Here is a 13993-nt window from a genome sequence, read left to right on the forward strand (position 1 = left end):
CTTCCGGGCTGTCGCGACGCCCCCGGACTGCGGCAAACTGAAGCCCCCATTCCCTCGCGCAGCCCATGAAGATCGTCGAAGTCTCCCACCCGCTCGTCCGCCACAAGATCGGCCTGCTGCGCGATGCCTCGCTCAGCACCAAGGGATTCCGCGAACTGGTCACCGAGCTGGGCACCCTGCTCGCCTACGAAGCCACCAGGGACCTGGAGACGGAGACCTACACCCAGCAGGGCTGGGCCGGACCGGTCCGGGTCGAGCGCATCGCCGGCGCCAAGATCACCCTGGTGCCGATCCTGCGCGCCGGCCTGGGCATGATGCCCGGCGTGCTGGCGCTGATCCCGGCCGCGCGGGTGAGCGTGGTCGGCCTGCAGCGCGACGAGGAGACGCTGCAGCCGGTGCCCTACTTCGAACGCCTCACCGGCCGCCTGGAAGAGCGCGAGGCGCTGATCCTGGACCCGATGCTGGCCACCGGTGGCACCCTGATCGCCACCATCGGCATGCTCAAGCGCGCCGGCGCGCGGCGCATCAAGGGCATTTTCCTGGTCGCCGCGCCCGAGGGGCTGCGGGCGGTGGAGGCGGCGCATCCGGACGTGGAGATCTACACCGCCGCCATCGACCAGCGCCTCAACGAGAAGGGCTACATCCTGCCCGGCCTGGGCGACGCCGGCGACCGAATCTTCGGCACCCGGCTGGAGTGACCGCCGCCCGGGCGCGGCTCCGCCTCTTGCTGGAGCGACCGGCCTCTCGCTGAAACGGCTGCGGGAGCGGCGTAGGAACGACGTAGGAGCGACTTCAGTCGCGATGGGCTTTACCGGTAGAGCCTCTCGCGACTGAAGTCGCTCCTACGCCTCTCTACATTATTCCTGCAACGCCGGCCGGGCTCCCCGGGTCCCGGCGCTACTCGGCCTGGACCTTCGCCAACCCCACCGGGTTGCGCGGATCGCTGCCGCCGCTGAGGGTGTTGGTGGTGCGGTCCCACTCCACCGTCTGCAGGTTGCCCCAGACATGGCTGGAGCCGCGGCCGCCGGCGGCCTCGTCGCCGGGCAGCTTGAGGGTATGGCCCAGCGCCTGCAGCCCGCGTATGGTCTCCGGGGAGAAGGTGCCGCTCTCGGCTTCGATCACGTCCGGCAGCCACTGGTGGTGGTAGCGCGGCAGTGCGGCCACCTGCTGCGCGCTCAGGCCGTCGTCGTAGCCGAGGATGCCCAGCAGCACCATGGTGATGATGCGGCTGCCGCCCGGGGTACCGAGCACCGCGACTTTGTCGGCCGACTCCATGAAGGTCGGCGTCATCGAGCTGAGCGGGCGCTTGCCCGGCTTGGGCGCGTTGGCCTCGTAGCCCATCACGCCGAAGGCGTTGGGGGTTCCGGGCTTGAGCGCGAAGTCGTCCATCTCGTTGTTGAGCAGCACGCCGGTGCCACGGGGGATCAGGCCCGATCCATACAGCAGGTTGACGGTCTGGGTGGCCGCCACCCGGTTGCCTTCGCGGTCGATGATCGAGAAGTGCGTGGTCTCGTCGTCCTCCAGCGGCGTCGGGTTGCCCGACAGCAGGTCGCTGGGGGTGGCCTTGTCCGGATTGATGGTCGAGCGCAGGCCCAGCGCGTAGTCCTTGCTCAGCAACACCCGCTGCGGCACCTGGGTGAAGTCCGGATCGCCCAGGAAGAAGGTGCGGTCGCGATAGGCGCGGCGCATGGCTTCCACCACCAGGTGGGTGCGCTGCACCGGGTCCATGCCCTTCAGCTGGTAGCCTTCCAGGATCTGCAGCATCTCGGCCAGGGCGATGCCGCCGGAGGAGGTCGGCGGCGCGGTGGTGATCTTCCAGCCGCGATAGTCGAACGCGATCGGCGTGCGCAGCTTGACCCGGTAGTTCGCCAGCTCCTGGGCGGTCCAGCTGCCGCCGGCCTGCTTCACCCCGGCCAGCAGCTTCCTCGCGGTCTCGCCGCGGTAGAAGCCGTCGAAGCCCTTGTCGGCCAGCAGTTTCAGGGTGTTCGCCAGCTCCGGCTGGCGGAAGATGTCGCCCTCGGCGATCGGCTTGCCGTTGCGCAGGTAGACCTCGCGGGTGCCGGGGTAGCGCTCCATCACCTCGCGCCGCGACTGGTAGCCGCGCGCCATGCGCGCGTACACCGGGAACCCTTCGCCGGCGATGCGGATGGCCGGCGCCAGCGACGCCTTCAGCGGCAGGCGGCCATGCTTGCCCGCCAGTTCCACCAGCGCGGCGGGCAGCCCCGGAATCGCCGCCGACCACGGCCCGTTCACCGAACGCTCGCGGTCCAGGTCGCCGTTCTTGTCCAGGAACTTGTCGGGCGTGGCCGACTGCGGCGCGTACTCGCGCGCATCCAGGAACAGGTCCTGGCCGCTGCTGACGTCGTGCAGCAGGAAGAAGCCGCCGCCGCCCAGGCCCGAGCTGATCGGCTCGACCACCGACAGCGTCGAGGAAACCGCCACCGCCGCGTCGAACGCGTTGCCGCCCTGGCGCAGGATCTCCAGCCCCGCCTCGGTAGCGAGCGCGTGCCCGCTGGCGATGGCCGCCCCGGGCGGGTGCGCCGCGGGCGCCTGCGCGCCGCCGCCGGCCTGCGCCAGCGGTGCCAGCAACAGTGCGGCCAGCAGGAAGAACCGCGAAAGCGGCTTGCTCGACGGGGTTCTCATTTGAGCGCGGGCTCCTGTTCGTACAGTTCGGGATGATCGTGCTGCAACCGGCGCAGCTTTGCCAGCAAGGCGCCCTGGTCCTCGGGATGGGCCGGATCCGGATCGATGCATTCCACCGGGCATACCACCACGCACTGCGGCTCGTCGAAGTGCCCCACGCACTCGGTGCAGCGGGCCGGGTCGATCAGGTAGATCGTCTCGCCCATGGAGATGGCATGGTTGGGGCAAGCCGGCTCGCAGACATCGCAGTTGACGCACAGCTCGTTGATTTTCAGGGACATGGGGGTGATTCGGGCCCTTCGGCCGGTATGCGGGGTTCGGAATCGCCGGCTGCCGCGCTCGCGCGGAACGGATCACCCGCGCAGGCGCGATCGCCGATGCGGTCCCTGCTCTGGCTGTCCGCACGCACGCGTGGGCACTGGCGTATGTCGAGCTTACCGCGAAAACGCATCGCCCCGCCTGCGCGGGGCGATGCCGGGACGCGGATCCGGTCGCCCGGATCGCCTTCCCTCCCCCTTCGGGAAGGGGATGGGAATGACACGGCGGCGAAGGCGTGACCGCAGCCGCGGCGGCTTGCCGGATTCAGGAAAGTCTCTGAATCCCCGCCTGCGCGGGGATGACGCAATGGCAAAGGCGTGACCGCCGTGCGGCCACGCGCCATTGCGTCACTTGGCCTCGACGAACACGTACTCGGCGCCGGTGGGCTGGATCGCCGCCTGCGCGCGCGCGTTGTCGGCGGCTTCGCCGATGAACAGCACGCGCACGCCCTTCATCGAGTCCGGCTGCACGTCCTTGAACACCGCGGTGATCATGTCGGCCATCTTGGCCGAGGCCGAGGAGCCGAACGCCAGCAGGTTGCCCGGCTGGACGCCGCGACCGACGGCGGTGGTGGCACTCTCGACCTGGCGGTCGTACTTGGCCTGGAACTCCGGATCCGATTCCGGCGGCAGGTAGTACAGGAACGGATTGTTGGTGATGCTGCCCATGTTCTGGCCGACCACCGCCTGCAGGTACTGCTTCCAGCCGGCGTCGTCGTCCTTGGCAGGAACGGTGAGCGCGGGCTGCGCGTCGGCGGCGGGCGCGGCGGCTTCCTGCTTCTTGCAGGCGGCCAGCGACAGGACGGCCATCGAGGCGATCAGGATCAAACGGATGCTGTTCTTCATCGGAGTTCTCTTTGGTGGATGCGGTGAATGCGGAACGGGGCTCGGGTCATTGCTGCTGCCTGGACTCGCGGGCCTGGCGCAGCGCCTCGACGACCAGCGGCGGCACGAAGCCGGACACGTCGCCGCCCAGGCGCGCGATCTCGCGGACCAGCGAGGAGGAAATGAAGCTGTAGGGTTCGGCCGGGGTCAGGAACAGGGTCTCGACCTCCGGGATCAGGTGGCGATTCATGCTCGCCATCTGGAATTCGTACTCGAAGTCGGACACCGCGCGCAGCCCGCGCAGCAGCACGCCGGCGCCGGCATCGCGCACGAAATGCGCCAGCAGCGTGTCGAAGCCGTGCACTTCCACGTTGGCGTGCCGCGCCAGCGCCTTGCGCGCCAGCGACACGCGCAGTTCCAGCGGCAGCGTCGGCCCCTTCGACGGGCTCTGCGCGACGCCGATCAGGATCTTGTCGAACAGCGGCGCGGCGCGGTTGACCAGGTCGATATGACCGTTGGTGATCGGGTCGAAGGTGCCCGGGTAGACGGCGATACGGTTGTTGGCCACGTTGCGGATGCCGGCTCTGGTCGAAGTGCCGGGATTGTAACAGCGGCGGGGAAGCCGGAAGGCGGCCGCGGCCATGCCATCCAAGCCGACATCCCCTGCCCTTGACCTGCCGCAAGCCGGCTCGGACCGGCTGGCCGAACCCGTCCTGGTTCCCGCAAAGTCAGCCTGCCTCGATCCCGCCGGGACCGGGACGCGAAGGTGTCCGGGAATGGGCGGCAGGCGTGATCGCGCGTGTCCCGGCCGCGCCCGGGAAGGCGGGCCGGGGGCCGCTACCCTGCGTGGCGAAGGCTCTCGCAGCCTGCCCGGCGGGCGGAAGCCCTGGCTTGCCGGACGCTGCCGCGGCCATTCATCCGTGTCGGGCGAGCCACTTGCCGGCCATGCGCCGCAGCGATTCGTCCGCCGCCGGGTCCGTCGCGATCCCGGCGACCGGCCGCCACGCCAGGTCCAGCGATTCCTCGCCGACGACGTAGTCCTCGCCGCCCTTGGCATGCACCACATGGCGCACGTCGTAGTGCCAGTGCCCGGGCACGTCGCCGCGTTCGGGAATCCAGTGCCGGTCGAGATCGAAGATCTCCGCACCGTCCAGCACCAGCCCCTCCAGACCCGACTCCTCCTGCGCCTCGCGCAGCGCGACCCGCCCCAGGTCGCGGTCGCCGTCGGCATGCCCGCCCAGTTGCAGCCAGCGCTGCAGCTTGCGGTGGTGGGTCAACAGGGCGCGCTCGCCGTCGCCGCTGACCAGCCACGACGAACCGGTGAAGTGGCCCTCCAGGCGCTCGCGCACGAACGGATCGGCCGGATCGTCCAGCAGTTCCAGGAACAGCCCGGCCACGCCCGCCTCTGCCGGCCAGTGCCGGCGATAGGCCAGCAACTGCCGCCGCAGCCTCGCCGTCGTGTCGTGCCCCATGTCCCGCATGTACCCGTCCCGGCCTCCTGGAATCGGCCGCCATTATCGCCCGCCGCCACGGCCGCGCTTGTGGCGGCCGGCCGGGTTTGGCAAGGTACGACGCTTGCGCGGCCCGCTCCCGGCGCCGCGTGCCATCAGCGCCGGAGCGCCGCCGCGCCGGACCGCCATGCCACTTGGGGATACCGAATGCTGAAATCTCTGTCGAGGGTCAAACCGGTCGAACCGGCCGCACATGTCGATGCCGGCGAACCGGTCGAGGGCAGCCTGGAGGGCGAAGCCTCGCTGAAAAGGACCCTGACGGCGAAGCATCTGATCCTGCTCGGCATCGGCGCGGTGATCGGCGCCGGCATCTTCGTGCTGACCGGCCAGGCCGCGGCCAACCACGCCGGCCCGGCGGTGATGCTGTCGTTCGTGCTGGCCGGCTTCGCCTGCGCCCTGGCCGGGCTGTGCTATGCCGAGTTCGCGGCGATGCTGCCGGTCTCCGGCAGCGCCTACTCCTATTCCTATGCCACCCTCGGCGAGGGCGTGGCCTGGTTCATCGGCTGGTGCCTGGTGCTGGAGTACCTGTTCGCCTCCTCGAGCGTGGCGGTGGGCTGGTCGGCCTACCTGATCAGCTTCATCACCACCACCTTGCACCTGCCGTTCCCGGCGGCGCTGGCGCAGGCGCCGCTGGCCTGGAGGGACGGCGGCTTCCACCCGTCCGGCGGCATCATCGACCTGCCGGCGGTGCTGATCGTCGTCGCGGTCAGCGCGCTGCTGTACCGCGGCGTGACCCAGTCGGCGCTGGCCAACGCGATCGTGGTGGCGATCAAGATCACCGTGATCTGCCTGTTCATCGCCTTCGGCGCAATGCACATCGACGTCGCCAACTGGACCCCCTTCATCCCGGAGAACAACGGCACCGTCGGCGAGTTCGGCTGGAGCGGCGTATTCCGCGCCGCCTCGATCGTGTTCTTCGCCTACATCGGCTTCGACGCGGTCTCCACCGCCGCCGGCGAGGCCAAGAACCCGCAGCGCGACATGCCGATCGGCATCCTCGGCTCGCTGGCCCTGTGCACCCTGGTCTACATCGTCGTCTGCGCCGTGCTCACCGGCATGACCTCGTACACGCTGCTCGGCACCGCAAAGCCGGTCGCCACCGCGCTCGAATCCTACCCCTCGCTGGCCTGGCTGAAGACCGCGGTGGAGATCGGCGCGATCGCCGGCCTGTCCTCGGTGGTGCTGGTGATGCTGATGGGGCAGTCGCGCGTGTCCTACAGCATGGCGCGCGACGGCCTGATCCCGCCATTGCTGGGCAAGGTCCACCCCAAGCACCGCACCCCCTACGTCAGTACGGTCATCGTCGGCGTGCTCGCCGCCGCGCTGGCCGGACTGGTGCCGCTGAACGTGCTCGGCGAGCTGGTGTCGATGGGCACCCTGCTGGCCTTCGCCACCGTCTGCATCGGCGTGCTGGTGCTGCGCTTCACCCGCCCGGAGCTGCCGCGTCCGTTCCGGGTGCCGGCGTTCCTGCTGATCTGCCCGCTCGGCGCGCTGACCTGCATGTTCCTGTTCTTCCAAGCCTTCCAGGAGCACTGGAAGGTATTCGTCGGCTGGACCGTGCTCGGCCTGTTGATCTACTTCGGCTACGGCATCCGCCACAGCCGCCTGGCCGGCAAGGCTTGATGGCGAGTCCCTGCAAGGAATCCGCGCATCCGTGCGCGCAGACTCAACGGGCCAGCGCCTAGCAAAATCACGGCATGTCCATGTGCCGGGATCCTTCCAATTCCCCTCGCCGGAACCGCCCCATGCTCAAACAACTCTGGGCCACCAAGCACCCCCACGCCGTCAATCGCGACGCAGGGGGGCTGGAACTGGTCCGCACGCTCGGTCCATGGGGCCTGACCGCGCTGGGCATCGGCGCGGTGATCGGCGGCGGCATCTTCGTCATCACCGGCCAGGCCGCGGCCAACCATGCCGGCCCGGCGATCATGCTGTCGTTCGTGCTGGCCGCGGTCTGCTGCGCCTTCTGCGCGCTGGCCTACGCCGAGTTCGCTTCGATGGTGCCGGTCTCCGGCAGCGCCTACACCTACACCTACGCCACCTTCGGCGAACTGGCCGCCTGGTACATCGGCTGGATGCTGGTGCTGGAGTACGGCGTGTCCGCATCGGCGGTGGCGGTGAGCTGGACCGGCTACTTCCTGAGCCTGCTCGATCATTTCGACATCCACCTGCCGGCGGCGCTGGTCAACGCGCCGCTGGACGCCCGCCTGCGCCCCACCGGCGCCATCGCCAACCTGCCGGCGGCGGCGATCGTGCTGCTGCTGACCTGGCTGTGCTACGTCGGCATCCGCAAATCCTCGGCGATGAACATGGCGATGGTGGTGCTCAAGACCGGGCTGATCCTGCTGGTGATCTTCGCCGGCTGGAAGTACGTCGATCCGGGCAACTGGCAGCCGTTCATCCCGGCCAACGAGGGCCCCGGCAGGTACGGCTGGGAAGGCGTGCTGCGCGGCGCGTCGATGGTGTTCTTCGCCTACATCGGCTTCGAGGCGGTATCGGTGGCGGCGCAGGAATCGCGCCGGCCGCAGCGCGACCTGCCCACCGGCATGCTGTTCTCGCTGCTGATCTGCACCGTGCTCTACATCGCCATGGCCGCGGTGATGACCGGCCTGGTGCCGTACACGCTGCTGGGCACCGACGAGCCGGTGGTGACCGCGGTGGCGGCGCATCCGCAGCTGGGCTGGCTGCGCGTGGTGGTGGAGATCGGCGCGCTGATCGGCCTTTCCTCGGTGGTGCTGGTGATGATCATCGGGCAGCCGCGCATCTTCATGATCATGGCCAACGACGGCCTGCTGCCGCCGCTGTTCACCCGGATCCATCCGAAGTACCGCACCCCGCACATCAACACCGTCATCACCGGCATCGGCATCGCCCTGCTGGCCGCGCTGTTCCCGCTGGACGTGCTCGGCGAGCTGACCTCGATGGGCACCCTGATCGCCTTCGCCTCGGTCTGCGCCGGGGTGCTGGTGCTGCGCCGCACCCAGCCCGACCTGCCGCGCCCGTTCCGCATCCGCGGCGCCTGGTTCGTCTGCCTGGCCGGCGTCGCCAGCTGCATGACGCTGCTGTCGGCGATGACCCTGCACAACTGGATGCTGATGGGGCTGTGGACCGCCGGCGGCCTGCTGCTGTACTTCGGCTACGGCTACCGCCACAGCCGGCTGCGCGGGTGACCCGCCTCCGGCAAGACGACTGCAGGCGCCACCTGTAGGAGCGGCCCGTAGGAGCGACTTCAGTCGCGAGAGGCTTTACCCGGTAGAGCCCGATCGCGACTGCACTCGCTCCTACGGTCATCCCCCATACGGCCAGTGCATGAGACCCGGGACGGGACAGTAGAATACGGAAATGAACGCCAATCCCGCCCCCGTTCCCTACGACAGCGGCCGCCTCGACGAGCTGGCGCAGCTGCTGATCGACAACATCCGCGAACTGGCCCAGGCCGGCTGGACCCCGGCCACCAGCAGCAACTTCTCCATGCGCCTGGACCCGCGCCATGCCGCGATCACCGTCTCCGGCCGCGACAAGGGCCGGCTGGTCCCGGCCGACATCATGGTGGTGGATTTCGACGGCAGGCCGGTCGCCACCGACCTGCGGCCCTCGGCCGAGACCCTGCTGCACACGCAGCTGTACCGCCGCTTCGCCGATGTCGGCTGCGTGCTGCACACGCACTCGCCGGTGCAGACCGTGGCCTCGCGCCTGTACGCCGGGGCCGGCAAGGTCCACCTGGAAGGCTACGAACTGCTCAAGGCCTTCCGCGGCAACAGCACCCACGAGACCGCGGTGGACGTGCCGGTGTTCGCCAACACCCAGGACATGGACGTGCTGGCCGCCCAGGTCGATGCGTTGCTCGACCGGCAGCCGCTGTGGGGCTACCTGATCGAAGGCCACGGGCTGTATGCCTGGGGCCGCGACATGGCCGAGGCGCGCCGGCACCTGGAGGCGTTCGAGTTCCTGCTGCACTGCGACCTGGAACTGCGCAAGCTGCGCGTCGCCCGTTGAGCGGCCGTCCGGGTCCATGCCTCCGGCGTGGCCCCGGCCTACCGCCGTCGCGGCGGAGCCGCAGGCCGGCCTCGCGCGGCCACCGCGCCCAGCCTGCGCGGCTCCCGCCACGACGTTCGCCTCTTCGCCAGCACCGAATCGGCCACGATTGCCGCCCTGGACGGAACATCAGCGTTCCGATGCCGTAAGCCGGGGTTCTCCTTCGGCTTGCTACCCTTGCCCTCCTGTCCACCCTTGCAGCCAACGCCATGAGCCGACTCCGCATCTTCGCCGAAAACGCCCCCGACACGCCGCAGTTCGACAGCCGCGACGGCGCGCAGATCGCCGCCGAGCTGCAGAAGATCGGCGTGGTCTTCGAACGCTGGCAGGCCGCCCAGCCGATCGAGCCGGGCGCCACGCCCGAGCAGGTACTGCAGGCCTATCGCACCGACATCGACCGCCTGGTCGCCGAACGCGGCTTCAAGTCGGTGGACGTGGTCAGCATCGCCCCGGACAACCCCAAGCGCGACGAAATGCGCGCCAAGTTCCTGGACGAGCACTTCCACAAGGAGGACGAGGTCCGCTTCTTCGTCGCCGGCTCGGGCCTGTTCACCCTGCACGTGGACGACAAGGTCTACGAGATCGAGTGCGTCAAGGACGACCTGATCGCGGTCCCGGACGGCGCCCTGCACTGGTTCGACATGGGTGCCGAGCCGCACTTCGTCGCCATCCGCTTCTTCACCGAGCCGGACGGCTGGGTCGGCCACTTCACCGGCAGCGACATCGCGCAGAAATTCCCGCGCTACGAGCCGGAAACCTCGGACAAGGTCGCCTGATGCCCGCCCCGCAGGCGATCCCGACCGACATCGAAGGCACCACCAGCAGCATCTCCTTCGTCAAGGGTGAGTCGGCACGTTCAGCAGATGCCACAAGCGCATCTGCTGCGCCGGCGAACGCCCGGCCATGGATGGCCGGGCCGGACGTTCCGCTAGCCGCATGCTTGCGCCAGGGATGGCGGCGGTGACCTCTACCTCCAACGAAGCTCCCATGCCCCAGGCCATCCTGACCGACATCGAAGGCACCACCAGCAGCATCTCCTTCGTCAAGGACGTGCTGTTCCCCTACGCCCGCCGCGCCCTGCCCGGTTTCGTCGCCACCCACGGCGGCGAGCCGCAGGTGCGCCACTGGCTGGACACGGTGGCCGCCGAGACCGGCGACGCGAAGGACGAGACGACCATCGAGACGCTGCAGGACTGGATCGACCAGGACCGCAAGCACACCGCGCTCAAGGCGCTGCAGGGCATGATCTGGGAAGCCGGCTACCGCGACGCCGACTTCACCGCGCACATCTACCCGGACGCCGCCGCGGCGCTGCGCCACTGGCACCAGGCCGGGCTGCCGCTGTACGTGTACTCGTCCGGCTCGGTGCCGGCGCAGAAGCTGTTCTTCGGCCACAGCGACGCCGGCGACCTGACCGGACTGTTCTCCGGCTGGTTCGATACCGAGGTCGGCGGCAAGCGCGAGCGTGCCAGCTATGCCGGCATCGCCGCGCGTATCGGCCTGCCGGCGACCGGCATCCTGTTCCTGTCCGACGTCGTCGAGGAACTCGATGCCGCGCGCGATGCCGGCCTGCAGACGGTGCTGGTGGATCGCCGCGAGGACTATCCGGCCCCTCGCCAGTGCGAAGCCACAAGGGGACACCTGCGCGTGGAAAGCTTCGCGCAGATCGTCGCGCTACAGGACTGACAGCGGCCGCAGGCGCGTTCCCCGCGGCAGCCTGCGCGGTGACGCCGGGTATCCGCAGGCCATCGCCGGGATGGCACAAATGCAAACGCCTCCATTGCAGGAGGCGTCGATGGTCGATCTGGCTGGCAGGCGATGGGCTTGCGGGCTCGATCAGCGCGGCTGGCTTGCGGATGCTGGCTTGCTGCGGGAGCAAGTCTAGGGGTCTTGCCGAAGCGATGAAGAAACAAGAACCAGTCGCATCTCTGCGACAAATGGTCGCTAGCTCCTCCCCCGGAGGACAGCCATCGGCAGGGTGTCTGAATCCCCCTCTTCTTCGCAGGATCGCCGTCGTCCCCGCTTGCGCGCTACTCAATTACAGCGCTTCCGCGGCCGCCCGCGCACCATCATGACGCCACCCCCCACAGTTCCGTCCCCGCCGATGCACCGGTCCGGCAATCGCGCGACGGTCGGACGCATCGCGGCGGGCACCTGCCTCGCCAGCGGGACCGTCCTGCCGCTCTTGTCGGCGCTCATCCTGGGCGGCGACTGGCAGGGCTGCCTCGGTCCGCTATAGCGCACGCTGGTCCTGCTGGCGATGTGTGCAGCAAATGTTCCTGCCCTGGTCGTGACGCTCGTGCTCACGCTGCTGTACAGGCCGAGGGACCTGCGCTGGCTTCTGCCCGCCCTTGCGGTCACCGCCGAGAGCGTGGCGGTGTTGTTGTACGACGCGCCGGCCGGCAACTGCAACATGGCGTCCTGATCCGGTCGCGGCCCTGCCAGCCGTGCCCCGGGGCAGGACCTGCTGGCTGATCAGCGATGCCGGGATGCCAGCACCGCGACCGCATCGCCCAGCGACAGCTCGCGCGAACGCAGCAGCACGATCAGGTGGTACAGCAGGTCGGCGGCTTCGCCGAGCAGCTCCGGGTCGTCCTGGGCGACGCCGGCCAGCGCGGTCTCCACGCCCTCCTCGCCGACCTTCTGGGCGATCCGGCGCACGCCCTGTTCGAACAACTGGGTGGTGTAGCTGCCGAATGGACGGGTCCGCTCGCGCTCGGCCACCAGCTGGTCGAGCGTGCCCAGGAAGGAAATGTCCGCACGTGGATGCGCGGGCTGCTGTTGCGGCGGATTCGCATCCGTGCCCGGCGCCTGCGGGAAGCAGCTGTCGCGGCCGGTATGGCAGGTCGGGCCGTGCGGATGCGCGGTGACCAGCAGCGTGTCGGCATCGCAGTCGGCGCGCACGGCCACCACCTCGAGGAAATGCCCCGAGCTTTCGCCCTTGGTCCACAACCGCTGCTTGCTGCGGCTATAGAAGGTGACCTTGCCACTGTCGCGGGTGGCGGCCAGCGCCGCCTCGTCCATGTAGCCGAGCATCAGCACGCGCAGGGTGGCCGCATCCTGTACCACCACCGGCAGCAGGCCGCCGCCCTTGGCCCAGTCCAGGTCCTTCGCTTCGGGCCAGGCGGGATCCTTCCCGCTGGAGCTTGGTTCAGACATCGCGTACCTCGATCTGCCTGCTGCGCAGGAATTGCTTGAGTTCGGGAATGGCGATCGCGCCGCTGTGGAACACGCTCGCCGCCAGGGCGCCGTCGACGTCGACCTTGTCGAACACGTCGGCGAAATCCTGCATCGTGCCGGCGCCGCCGGAGGCGACCAGCGGCACCTTGCACACCGCGCGCGCCTCGCGCAGCTGGGCCAGGTCGTAGCCGCGGCGCACGCCGTCGCTGTCCATGCAGTTGAGCACGATCTCGCCGGCGCCCAGGCGCTGCACCTCGACCATCCAGTCCAGCGTGCGCACGCGCAACGCCTGGGTCTTGTCGGGGTCGCCGGAGTAGCGGCGCACGCGCCACTGGCCGTCGCTCTCGCGCACCGAGTCCACGCCGACCACCACGCACTGCACGCCGAATGCCTCGGCCAGTTCGGCCACCAGCTGCGGGCGCTCCAGTGCCGGCGAGTTGATCGAGATCTTGTCGGCGCCGGCATGCAGCACCTGGCGCGCGGTCTCCACGTCGCGGATGCCGCCGGCCACGCAGAACGGGATGTCGATCATCCGCGCCACGCGCTCGACCCAGGCGGTGGCCACCGCGCGCCCTTCGGGACTGGCGCCGATGTCGTAGAACACCAGCTCGTCGGCGCCCTGGTCGCGGTAGCGCAGCGCCAGCTCGACGATGTCGCCCATGTCCACGTGGTCGCGGAAGCGCACGCCCTTGACCACGCGGCCGTCGCGCACGTCCAGGCACGGGATGATGCGGCGGGTCAGCATGCCAGCGCGTCCTTCAGTTGCAGCCGCCCTTCCAGCAGCGAGCGCCCCAGCACCACGCCGCCGCAGCCGGCCGCGCGCGCGGCACGCACGTCGGCCAGATCGCGCACGCCGCCGGAGGCCTGCACCTCCACCCCGGGCAGCAGCTTGCGCAGGTGCACGTACAGTTCCAGGTTGGGACCGGAGAGCATGCCGTCGCGCTCGATGTCGGTGCACAGCAGGTGCTTCATGCCGGCCTCGGCATAGCGCGTGGCCAGCGTGTCCAGGTCCAGCTCGGCGGTTTCGGTCCAGCCGTGCACCGGCAGCGTCCAGCGACCGGTCTCGGGGTCTTGGCGCGTGTCCAGGGCGATGGTGAGGCGGCCGCTGCCGAATTCCGCCAGCCAGCCCAGCACCTGGTCCGCCTGGCGCACCGCCAGCGAACCGATCACCACCCGCTCGGCGCCGGCGTCGAGGATGCGTGCCACGTCCTCGCGCGAGCGCACGCCGCCGCCGGTCTGCACCGAAAGGCCGGTGGCGCGGGCGATCGCGTCCAGCAGCGGCGCCAGCGTGTAGCCGCCGGCCTTGGCCGCATCCAGGTCCACCAAGTGCATCCACTGCGCACCGGCCTCGGCAAAGGCCTGCGCGCGCGGCAGCGGATCGCTGCCGTAGTGGGTCTCGCGGTCGTAGTCGCCCTGCGCCAGCCGCACCACGCGGCCGTCGCGGATATCCAGTGCGGGATAGACGGTGAAGCTCATGGGGCA

Annotated in this window: 15 protein-coding genes; 7 read left to right on the top strand and 8 right to left on the bottom strand. The window is 69.6% G+C overall.

Features of this window, described 5'->3' with window-relative positions; translation table 11 throughout:
• The first annotated feature begins 65 nt into the window (after positions 1-65).
• Entirely contained in the window at positions 66-698 is a 633-nt protein-coding gene (gene upp / locus LRX76_RS13700; RefSeq protein ID WP_231806148.1) for a uracil phosphoribosyltransferase, read from the top strand.
• 199 nt (positions 699-897) lie between these two features.
• On the opposite strand, the gene ggt is transcribed toward upp, so the two are convergent.
• The 5 genes from ggt to LRX76_RS13725 form a co-directional block, all read right to left on the bottom strand.
• On the bottom strand, positions 898-2643 hold the full coding sequence (ggt, locus tag LRX76_RS13705) for a gamma-glutamyltransferase (RefSeq protein ID WP_231806150.1): 1746 nt from the start codon (positions 2641-2643) through the stop codon (positions 898-900).
• Positions 2640-2924 (bottom strand): YfhL family 4Fe-4S dicluster ferredoxin, encoded by a 285-nt coding sequence (locus LRX76_RS13710; RefSeq protein WP_231806152.1) that lies wholly within the window; start codon positions 2922-2924, stop codon positions 2640-2642. Before LRX76_RS13710 ends, ggt begins: the two co-directional genes overlap by 4 nt.
• Before the next feature lie 384 nt (positions 2925-3308).
• Positions 3309-3806 (bottom strand): hypothetical protein, encoded by a 498-nt coding sequence (locus tag LRX76_RS13715; protein ID WP_231806154.1) that lies wholly within the window; start codon positions 3804-3806, stop codon positions 3309-3311.
• A 46-nt stretch (positions 3807-3852) separates the two neighbouring features.
• The gene (gene coaD / locus LRX76_RS13720; RefSeq protein WP_231806237.1) at positions 3853-4362 is read right to left on the bottom strand and encodes a pantetheine-phosphate adenylyltransferase; all 510 of its coding nucleotides are present in this window, start codon (positions 4360-4362) and stop codon (positions 3853-3855) included.
• Between the two features lie 337 nt (positions 4363-4699).
• Positions 4700-5257 (bottom strand): NUDIX hydrolase, encoded by a 558-nt coding sequence (locus tag LRX76_RS13725; protein ID WP_231806156.1) that lies wholly within the window; start codon positions 5255-5257, stop codon positions 4700-4702.
• Positions 5258-5443: 186 nt separating this feature from the next.
• Between LRX76_RS13725 and LRX76_RS13730 the strand changes: the two genes are divergently transcribed.
• The 6 genes from LRX76_RS13730 to LRX76_RS18780 all read left to right on the top strand — a co-directional run bounded on the left by LRX76_RS13730 (position 5444) and on the right by LRX76_RS18780 (position 11756).
• On the top strand, positions 5444-6919 hold the full coding sequence (locus LRX76_RS13730; RefSeq protein WP_231806157.1) for an amino acid permease: 1476 nt from the start codon (positions 5444-5446) through the stop codon (positions 6917-6919).
• Between the two features lie 122 nt (positions 6920-7041).
• Complete coding sequence (locus LRX76_RS13735) at positions 7042-8466, top strand: amino acid permease (protein WP_231806159.1); 1425 nt, start codon at positions 7042-7044, stop codon at positions 8464-8466.
• A gap of 172 nt (positions 8467-8638) precedes the next feature.
• Positions 8639-9292 carry a methylthioribulose 1-phosphate dehydratase gene (locus LRX76_RS13740; RefSeq protein WP_231806160.1) on the top strand — a complete coding sequence of 218 codons (654 nt, stop codon included), beginning with the start codon at positions 8639-8641 and terminating at the stop codon, positions 9290-9292.
• Positions 9293-9540: 248 nt separating this feature from the next.
• On the top strand, positions 9541-10107 hold the full coding sequence (locus LRX76_RS13745; RefSeq protein WP_231806162.1) for an acireductone dioxygenase: 567 nt from the start codon (positions 9541-9543) through the stop codon (positions 10105-10107).
• A 211-nt stretch (positions 10108-10318) separates the two neighbouring features.
• Positions 10319-11017 (top strand): acireductone synthase, encoded by a 699-nt coding sequence (mtnC, locus tag LRX76_RS13750; RefSeq protein WP_231806164.1) that lies wholly within the window; start codon positions 10319-10321, stop codon positions 11015-11017.
• Positions 11018-11621: 604 nt separating this feature from the next.
• Positions 11622-11756, top strand: a complete 135-nt coding sequence (locus LRX76_RS18780; RefSeq protein WP_269450889.1) for a hypothetical protein — start codon at positions 11622-11624, stop codon at positions 11754-11756.
• 50 nt (positions 11757-11806) lie between these two features.
• Here LRX76_RS18780 and hisIE read toward each other — a convergent pair whose 3' ends face one another.
• The 3 genes from hisIE to hisA are packed head-to-tail and all read right to left on the bottom strand — an operon-like array spanning position 11807 to position 13987.
• Positions 11807-12490, bottom strand: coding sequence for a bifunctional phosphoribosyl-AMP cyclohydrolase/phosphoribosyl-ATP diphosphatase HisIE (hisIE, locus tag LRX76_RS13755; RefSeq protein ID WP_231806166.1), 684 nt, complete (start codon positions 12488-12490; stop codon positions 11807-11809).
• The gene (hisF, locus tag LRX76_RS13760; protein WP_231806168.1) at positions 12483-13256 is read right to left on the bottom strand and encodes an imidazole glycerol phosphate synthase subunit HisF; all 774 of its coding nucleotides are present in this window, start codon (positions 13254-13256) and stop codon (positions 12483-12485) included. The genes hisIE and hisF overlap by 8 nt, the downstream gene beginning before the upstream one ends.
• Positions 13250-13987 carry a 1-(5-phosphoribosyl)-5-[(5-phosphoribosylamino)methylideneamino]imidazole-4-carboxamide isomerase gene (gene hisA, locus LRX76_RS13765; protein WP_231806170.1) on the bottom strand — a complete coding sequence of 246 codons (738 nt, stop codon included), beginning with the start codon at positions 13985-13987 and terminating at the stop codon, positions 13250-13252. Before hisA ends, hisF begins: the two co-directional genes overlap by 7 nt.
• Positions 13988-13993: the final 6 nt, after the last annotated feature.

Origin of the sequence: Stenotrophomonas sp. MMGLT7 (genome assembly GCF_021168555.1) — a bacterium.
GTDB lineage: Bacteria > Pseudomonadota > Gammaproteobacteria > Xanthomonadales > Xanthomonadaceae > MMGLT7.

Coding starts and splice junctions, on each gene's coding strand:
- ggt (WP_231806150.1), bottom strand. CDS start 2,643: ATGAGAACCCCGTCGAGCAAGCCGCTTTCGCGGTTCTTCCTGCTGGCC.
- LRX76_RS13725 (WP_231806156.1), bottom strand. CDS start 5,257: ATGGGGCACGACACGACGGCGAGGCTGCGGCGGCAGTTGCTGGCCTAT.
- hisF (WP_231806168.1), bottom strand. CDS start 13,256: ATGCTGACCCGCCGCATCATCCCGTGCCTGGACGTGCGCGACGGCCGC.
- hisIE (WP_231806166.1), bottom strand. CDS start 12,490: ATGTCTGAACCAAGCTCCAGCGGGAAGGATCCCGCCTGGCCCGAAGCG.
- LRX76_RS13745 (WP_231806162.1), top strand. CDS start 9,541: ATGAGCCGACTCCGCATCTTCGCCGAAAACGCCCCCGACACGCCGCAG.
- upp (WP_231806148.1), top strand. CDS start 66: ATGAAGATCGTCGAAGTCTCCCACCCGCTCGTCCGCCACAAGATCGGC.
- mtnC (WP_231806164.1), top strand. CDS start 10,319: ATGCCCCAGGCCATCCTGACCGACATCGAAGGCACCACCAGCAGCATC.
- LRX76_RS13710 (WP_231806152.1), bottom strand. CDS start 2,924: ATGTCCCTGAAAATCAACGAGCTGTGCGTCAACTGCGATGTCTGCGAG.
- hisA (WP_231806170.1), bottom strand. CDS start 13,987: ATGAGCTTCACCGTCTATCCCGCACTGGATATCCGCGACGGCCGCGTG.
- LRX76_RS13715 (WP_231806154.1), bottom strand. CDS start 3,806: ATGAAGAACAGCATCCGTTTGATCCTGATCGCCTCGATGGCCGTCCTG.
- LRX76_RS13730 (WP_231806157.1), top strand. CDS start 5,444: ATGCTGAAATCTCTGTCGAGGGTCAAACCGGTCGAACCGGCCGCACAT.
- LRX76_RS13735 (WP_231806159.1), top strand. CDS start 7,042: ATGCTCAAACAACTCTGGGCCACCAAGCACCCCCACGCCGTCAATCGC.
- LRX76_RS13740 (WP_231806160.1), top strand. CDS start 8,639: ATGAACGCCAATCCCGCCCCCGTTCCCTACGACAGCGGCCGCCTCGAC.